Genomic DNA, 6,779 nt, shown 5'->3' with positions numbered 1-6,779 from the left:
CTTTTGCAAAACGAATATTGTCTAATAAGCTCATCTTTTGTTATAATTTTTATTTTTTGAAAAATAAAAGGATTTTTTGCGTTGCTGTCGAATGTACGTTAACGGAATGTTACATAGCAAGAAAAAGTGGGGGAGGACGATCGTTTTGAGCATTAAAGTGTGCATTGTCGATGATAACCGCGAATTGGTGACATTGCTTGACGAATACATCTCGAGCCAGCCGGACATGGAAGTAATCGGCGCGGCGTATAACGGCCAAGATTGCCTCCATATGCTTGGGGAAAAGCGGCCTGATATTTTGCTTCTGGATATCATTATGCCGCATTTGGACGGGTTGGCCGTGCTCGAGAAAATCCGCGCTGATTTTGAGCATCAGCCGAGCGTCATTATGCTGACGGCGTTCGGCCAAGAAGATGTCACGAAAAAAGCGGTGGAACTCGGCGCTTCTTACTTCATCTTAAAACCGTTCGACATGGAAAATTTAGTCCATCATATTCGGCAAATTCACGGCAAAACGACGCCGATCGTCAAAAGACCGGTTCCCGCCTATCAGGCGCGCGACAACAAGCCGAAAAACTTGGACGCGAGCATTACGAGCATCATTCATGAAATCGGCGTCCCGGCGCATATTAAAGGCTATTTGTACTTGCGCGAAGCGATCGCGATGGTGTACCATGACATCGAACTGCTTGGCTCAATCACGAAAGTGTTGTATCCGGACATCGCTAAAAAATACAATACGACCGCGAGCCGCGTCGAGCGCGCGATTCGCCATGCCATCGAAGTCGCTTGGAGCCGCGGCAACCTCGAATCCATTTCTTCGCTGTTCGGCTATACGGTGAGCGTGTCAAAAGCGAAGCCAACGAACTCTGAATTCATTGCGATGGTGGCGGATAAGCTGCGTCTCGAGCATAAGGCGTCGTAAACGGCAAGAACAAACGGTGACGCATCGACAAGACGCTCTGCCAATGGGGCGTCTTTTCTTGTTGCAATTTGATGGAGCCAAAGTTGATCGCTGATCCCGCGGGCGGGCAGCGGCGGAGCGGGATTGGCCGCTTCACCGCCCAAGGGCCAACCGATCAAGATGAACCGTTTTCCTTTTCTTTCTTCTCCAATTCCAACAGCTTGTTCACCAAAATGTGCGGCGGCATATGCATGATCTGCTCGATCGGCACGCCGAGAGCTTTGGCCAACTTTTGCGCGGTTTCAAGGGAGATTTTCAACGGTTGCATCCTCTCACCTCATTATTCATACATTACTGTTAGTATAACGAACCACGCCGATTTCGGCCAGCTTGTTGGTTGAACGGTGAATGAAAGGGAGAAGACGACATGACATTGATTTTTGCCCACCGCGGGGCGGCAGGGACGCACCCGGAAAATACGATGGCGGCGTTTATCGAGGCGGAAAAAGCGGGAGCGGACGGCATTGAATTGGATGTGCAGCTTGCAAAAGACGGCGAAGTTGTCGTCATTCATGACGAAACAGTCGACCGGACGACGGACGGAAGCGGTTGGGTGAAAGACATGACGTACCGCGAGCTGCGGCGTTTAAACGCGGCGGAAAAATGGGGCGGCAAGTACGGTCATTGTCCGATTCCGCATCTTGAGGAAGTGCTCGCTTGGTTGTCATCAACACGAATGGCGGTCAACATCGAGCTGAAAAACAGCCTCATCGCCTACGAAACGCTTGAGCAAAAAACGATCGCCCTCGTGCGCCGCTTTGGGCTTGAGAAGCGGACGATTTTGTCGTCATTCAACCATAATAGCATGCGCCTTTGCCGAAAGCTTGCACCGGAAATCGAAACGGCGCTCTTGTACATCGAGCCTCTCTATGACCCGTGGACGTATGTGCGGGCGATGAACGCCGACGGGGTGCATCCGCACTACCGGACGGTGACGGCGGAATTTGCCGCCGAAGCGCGGCGGCGCGGGGTGGCGGTCCGCCCGTTTACGGTGAATAAGCCAAATGTGATGAAAACGATGTTTGCCTACGGCGTTGACGCCATTTTCACCGACTACCCGCGCCGAGCGAAACAATGGAAAGAGAAAACGCCTTAACGAGAAACGTTAAGGCGTTTTTCGTTTGCTTTGAAACCGGTGTTTCCCAATGCAGCATGAATCAAAGTTCCAAGTCAAGGCGTTTTTTGTCGGCGTTGAAAGCGGGCCTGCACTTTATTCCGCTTCCGGTCGCGGTGCAGCAAAAATCCCCCGATAAATGCCAGCCCAGCGGCAAACAGCGCGAGCCCGGCGAGAAATTGCAGCCATAAAGCGGAAAACAGCGGTTCACTGATGCCAAACAGGGAATCGCGCATCCACTTGATGCCAAGGGCCGCTCCAAGCCCGGGAATGACCAAAATCAACAGCGCAATCATTCGACCCATTGCGATCGCGTTCCTTTCCGAAAAGAGTAGCCTTATCGACTATCATAGCGGTTATTGGTAATTTGTCAAGGAAAGAGCCAATCAAGTATGATAAAAGTGTCTGCAAAAATTGGCATACGATCAAGCGTGGTGGGTGAACATGAAAAAAGTGATGATCATTGGCGCTGATTTCCGAGGGACGTCGCTTTTGAAGCTGCTTCACGGGGCGTCGGGATTTGACGTCGCGGCGGTTGTGGACGTCGATGAAAACGCTCCGGGGCTGCAGCTGGCGCGCCGGTGGGGGATTGCCGCCGCGAGCGACTGGCGCCCGTGGATGGATAAGCCGCTTGATTTGATCATTGAAACGACCGGCAAGGCTGACGTCCTTGAGGAGATTCGCCGATTGGCGCCGGAGGGGGCGAATATTGTCCCGAGCGCGGTCGCGCGAATGATGGCTGAGCTCGTTGAGGAAAAAGAAGCGCTCATCTCCGAGCTGAAAAGCGAAGCAGCGCGGCGCGCGCTCATCTTTCATTCGTCGCACGATGGCATGATTGTCGTTGATGAATATGCTTGCATTACCGATATAAATCAAAGCGCCGCGGAGCTGCTTGGAGTGGACAAAGACAAAGTGATCGGCGAGCATATTTTGACCGTTCTGCCGTCAAGCGGCCTGCCGCGCGTGCTCGAAACAAGGCAGACGGAGTTTCATCAAGAAGTGGAGCTGGCCAATGGAAAAAAATTGATCACTACCCGCATCCCGATCATCGATGACAATGGCAAATTGTTTGGGGCGCTTGCCGTGTTCAAAGACATCACCGAACTGGTTGCGTTGGCGGAAGAAATTACGGACTTAAAAGAAGTCCGCATGATGCTTGAAGCGATCATCCACTCGTCGGAAGAGGCGATTTCCGTCGTTGATGAAAACGGGAACGGCATTTTGATCAACCCGGCGTATACCCGGCTCACTGGCCTGACGGAGGAAGACGTGATCGGCAAGCCGGCGACGGCCGACATCGCTGAAGGGGAAAGCATGCATATGCAAGTATTGAAAACGCGCCGTCCGGTGCGCGGGGCGCGCATGAAAGTCGGTCCGAAAAACCGCGATGTCGTCGTCAATGTCGCGCCGATCATTGTGGATGGCGTATTGAAAGGGAGCGTCGGCGTCATTCATGACGTGTCCGAAATCCAGCGGCTGACGGCTGAGCTCAATCGGGCGCGGCAAATCATCCGCACGCTGGAGGCGAAATATTCGTTTGCGGATATCGTCGGCGAGTCGGAAGAGATGAAGGTTGCCATCGAGCAGGCGAAGCTGGCGGCGAAAACGCCGGCGACGATTTTGTTGCGCGGAGAATCAGGGACGGGCAAGGAGCTGTTCGCCCACGCCATTCACAACGCGAGCGACCGGAAGTATAACAAGTTTATCCGCGTCAATTGCGCGGCCATTCCGGAAACATTATTAGAAAGCGAACTGTTTGGCTATGAGGAAGGGGCGTTTTCCGGCGCGCGGCGCGGTGGAAAGCGGGGGCTGTTTGAAGAAGCGAACAACGGCAGCATTTTCCTCGATGAAATCGGCGAGCTGTCCGCAAGCACGCAGGCGAAACTGCTGCGCGTCCTGCAGGAGCGGGAGATTGTCCGCGTCGGCGGGACGAAGCCGATTCCGATCAACGTCCGCGTCATCGCCGCGACGAACGTCAATCTCGAAAAAGCAATTGCAGAAGGCGCGTTTCGCGAAGACTTATATTATCGGCTCAACCGGATGCCGATTTACATCCCGCCGCTGCGCGCCCGCAAGGAAGACATTCCGTCGCTTTGCCGGCATTTGATCCAAAAACTGAACCAAGATTACGGGCGCAACGTCGAAGGCGTTACAGACGAAGCGATGGCGAAGCTGCTTGCTTATGATTGGCCGGGAAATGTCCGCGAGCTGGAAAACGTGCTCGGGCGGGCGATGATTTTCATGAAGTTTCACGAAGTGATGATCGATGCGGCGCATTTGCCGCCGCTCGCCTCTCCGCCGTCGGCGCCGGAGCCTCGGTTGGAAGCGGAAGAAGAGCTTCGGCCGCTCGACGAAATGGTGAGCCGATACGAAGCACGCTTAATCGAGCAGGCGCTTCGCCGCCATCACGGCAATAAAACGGCGGCGGCCCGGGCGCTCGGCATTTCGGTGCGCAACTTGTACTATAAATTGGAAAAATACAACCTTGACAAAAAAAGCATGCAATAATTTTCGTGAAATGAAAAAAATTGCATAGATCCGTTTATATATATTTGTGATTTTAAAGCGCTTTCATCATTTTGTGGTTGGCACGGTTTTTGCATAAAAGATAGTGCCGCAATCGACTTGCAGAAAAGGTTGGTGCAAAGGATGAAGCTTACATCGTTGATCGAAGAAGCAGGACAACGCCAAGGCCGGACGGTGGCCGTGGCGGCGGCGGAAGATGAAGAAGTGATCGAAGCGGTGGCGATGGCGCTCGAACATCGCCTCGGGCAGTTTGTGCTCTACGGCGACCGTGAACGGATCGGGCGGTTGTTGGAAGAAAAAGGGTGCGCCCGCTTTTCCGATGTCGATGTCGTCCATGCGAATTCGACCGGGCAAGCGGCGGAGCTTGCCGTGCGCGCCGTTCATTTGAATGAGGCGGATGCGTTGATGAAAGGGCATGTGCCGACGGCAACGCTGCTGAAAGCCGTCTTGAACAAAGAGTATGGGCTGCGCGCTGGGAAGGTGTTGTCCCATGTCGCTGTTTTTGAAGTGCCGGAGTTCGACCGGCTTGTCATCGTCACCGATGCGGCGATGAACATCGCCCCAGATTTGGAGCAAAAGGTGCAAATTGTCAACAACGCGGTCAGCGTAGCGCGCTCGATTGGCATTGAGCGCCCGAAAGTCGCGGCGTTGGCGGCGGTGGAGACGGTCAATCCGGCCATGCCGGCAACCGTCGATGCGGCCGCGCTCGCTATGATGCAAAAGCGGGGGCAAATCAGCGATTGCCTGCTTGACGGACCGCTCGCGTTAGACAACGCCGTGTCGATGGCGGCGGCGAAGCATAAGCGGATTGAAAGCGATGTGGCCGGACAGGCTGATATTTTGCTCGTGCCGGACATTGAATCCGGCAACATGCTGTACAAGTCGCTCGTCTATTTTGCGAAGGCCAACGTCGGCGCGGTCATCGCGGGGGCGAAGGCGCCGATCGTCTTGACGTCGCGCGCCGACTCGGCGGAAAGCAAACTGTATTCGTTGGCGCTTGCTATTTGTTCGGCGGCAAAATGAAAATCATGGAGGAGGCCATCGGTGATGGAACTGTTTAAATATATGGAAACGTATGATTATGAGCAAGTGTTGTTTTGCCAAGACAAAGAATCCGGATTGAAGGCGATCATTGTCATTCATGACACGACGCTCGGCCCGGCGTTAGGCGGCACGCGCATGTGGATGTACAATTCGGAAGAAGAGGCGCTTGAAGACGCCTTGCGCCTCGCCCGCGGCATGACGTACAAAAACGCGGCCGCCGGCCTCAATTTAGGCGGGGGCAAGACGGTCATCATCGGCGACCCGCGCAAAGATAAAAACGAGGCGATGTTCCGCGCGTTCGGCCGCTTCATCCAAGGGTTGAACGGCCGCTACATCACGGCCGAAGACGTCGGCACGACCGTTGCAGATATGGACATCATTTACCAAGAGACGGACTATGTCACCGGCATTTCGCCGGAATTCGGCTCGTCCGGCAACCCGTCGCCCGCCACGGCTTATGGTGTGTACCGCGGCATGAAGGCGGCAGCGAAAGAAGCGTTCGGCAGCGATTCGCTCGAAGGAAAAGTCATCGCTGTCCAAGGCGTCGGCAATGTCGCCTACCATTTATGCCGCCATTTGCATGAAGAAGGGGCGAAGCTCATCGTTACTGACATCAACAAAGAAGCGGTGGCGCGCGCGGTCGAGGAATTTGGCGCGAAAGCGGTCGACCCGAACGACATTTACGGCGTTGAGTGCGACATTTTCGCCCCGTGCGCGCTTGGGGGCATCATCAACGACCAAACGATTCCGCAGCTGAAAGCGAAAGTGATCGCCGGGTCGGCGAACAACCAGCTCAAAGAGCCGCGCCATGGCGATATGATCCATGAAATGGGCATCGTCTACGCGCCGGATTATGTGATCAACGCCGGCGGCGTCATCAATGTCGCCGACGAGCTGTACGGCTACAACCGCGAACGGGCGATGAAAAAAATCGAGCAAATTTACGACAACATTGAAAAAGTGTTCGCGATCGCCAAGCGCGACAACATTCCAACGTATGTGGCCGCCGACCGGATGGCCGAAGAACGGATTGAAACGATGCGCAAAGCGCGCAGCCAATTTTTGCAAAACGGCCATCATATTTTAAGCCGCCGCCGCGCTCGCTGAATGCGGGAAGGGGGCGGCCTTCCG

General features: G+C 54.5%; 7 protein-coding genes. 5 read left to right on the top strand and 2 right to left on the bottom strand.

The window, feature by feature from the left end:
• Nucleotides 1-106: 106 nt before the first annotated feature.
• Nucleotides 107-925: a sporulation transcription factor Spo0A gene (gene spo0A / locus GJ1_RS10465; protein WP_066232001.1), complete on the top strand. Its 819-nt coding sequence runs from the start codon at nt 107-109 to the stop codon at nt 923-925.
• A 154-nt stretch (nt 926-1,079) separates the two neighbouring features.
• Here the strand turns inward: spo0A and GJ1_RS17865 are convergent, their stop codons facing one another.
• Nucleotides 1,080-1,232, bottom strand: a complete 153-nt coding sequence (locus GJ1_RS17865; protein ID WP_083509988.1) for a YycC family protein — start codon at nt 1,230-1,232, stop codon at nt 1,080-1,082.
• Between the two features lie 99 nt (nt 1,233-1,331).
• Here GJ1_RS17865 and GJ1_RS10460 point away from each other — a divergent pair, with 99 nt between their 5' ends.
• On the top strand, nt 1,332-2,060 hold the full coding sequence (locus GJ1_RS10460) for a glycerophosphodiester phosphodiesterase (protein WP_066231997.1): 729 nt from the start codon (nt 1,332-1,334) through the stop codon (nt 2,058-2,060).
• 74 nt (nt 2,061-2,134) lie between these two features.
• On the opposite strand, the gene GJ1_RS10455 is transcribed toward GJ1_RS10460, so the two are convergent.
• Nucleotides 2,135-2,383, bottom strand: coding sequence for a DUF2627 domain-containing protein (locus GJ1_RS10455; RefSeq protein ID WP_066231994.1), 249 nt, complete (start codon nt 2,381-2,383; stop codon nt 2,135-2,137).
• Between the two features lie 139 nt (nt 2,384-2,522).
• Between GJ1_RS10455 and GJ1_RS10450 the strand changes: the two genes are divergently transcribed.
• The 3 genes from GJ1_RS10450 to GJ1_RS10440 all read left to right on the top strand — a co-directional run bounded on the left by GJ1_RS10450 (nt 2,523) and on the right by GJ1_RS10440 (nt 6,755).
• On the top strand, nt 2,523-4,586 hold the full coding sequence (locus tag GJ1_RS10450) for a sigma-54 interaction domain-containing protein (RefSeq protein WP_066231991.1): 2,064 nt from the start codon (nt 2,523-2,525) through the stop codon (nt 4,584-4,586).
• A gap of 129 nt (nt 4,587-4,715) precedes the next feature.
• On the top strand, nt 4,716-5,627 hold the full coding sequence (gene yqiS / locus GJ1_RS10445; RefSeq protein ID WP_281176928.1) for a phosphate butyryltransferase: 912 nt from the start codon (nt 4,716-4,718) through the stop codon (nt 5,625-5,627).
• Between the two features lie 24 nt (nt 5,628-5,651).
• On the top strand, nt 5,652-6,755 hold the full coding sequence (locus tag GJ1_RS10440; protein ID WP_066231986.1) for a leucine dehydrogenase: 1,104 nt from the start codon (nt 5,652-5,654) through the stop codon (nt 6,753-6,755).
• Nucleotides 6,756-6,779: the final 24 nt, after the last annotated feature.

The sequence above is a fragment of the Geobacillus jurassicus NBRC 107829 genome (genome assembly GCF_001544315.1).
In the GTDB taxonomy this organism is placed as follows: Bacteria; Bacillota; Bacilli; order Bacillales; family Anoxybacillaceae; genus Geobacillus; species Geobacillus jurassicus.
This window is presented reverse-complemented; position numbering and strand designations above follow the sequence as displayed.

Excerpts from the sequence above, each read along its gene's own strand:
- spo0A (WP_066232001.1), top strand. The coding sequence starts at position 107 with ATGTTACATAGCAAGAAAAAGTGGGGGAGGACGATCGTTTTGAGCATT.
- GJ1_RS17865 (WP_083509988.1), bottom strand. The coding sequence starts at position 1,232 with ATGCAACCGTTGAAAATCTCCCTTGAAACCGCGCAAAAGTTGGCCAAA.
- GJ1_RS10460 (WP_066231997.1), top strand. The coding sequence starts at position 1,332 with ATGACATTGATTTTTGCCCACCGCGGGGCGGCAGGGACGCACCCGGAA.
- GJ1_RS10455 (WP_066231994.1), bottom strand. The coding sequence starts at position 2,383 with ATGGGTCGAATGATTGCGCTGTTGATTTTGGTCATTCCCGGGCTTGGA.
- GJ1_RS10450 (WP_066231991.1), top strand. The coding sequence starts at position 2,523 with ATGAAAAAAGTGATGATCATTGGCGCTGATTTCCGAGGGACGTCGCTT.
- GJ1_RS10440 (WP_066231986.1), top strand. The coding sequence starts at position 5,652 with ATGGAACTGTTTAAATATATGGAAACGTATGATTATGAGCAAGTGTTG.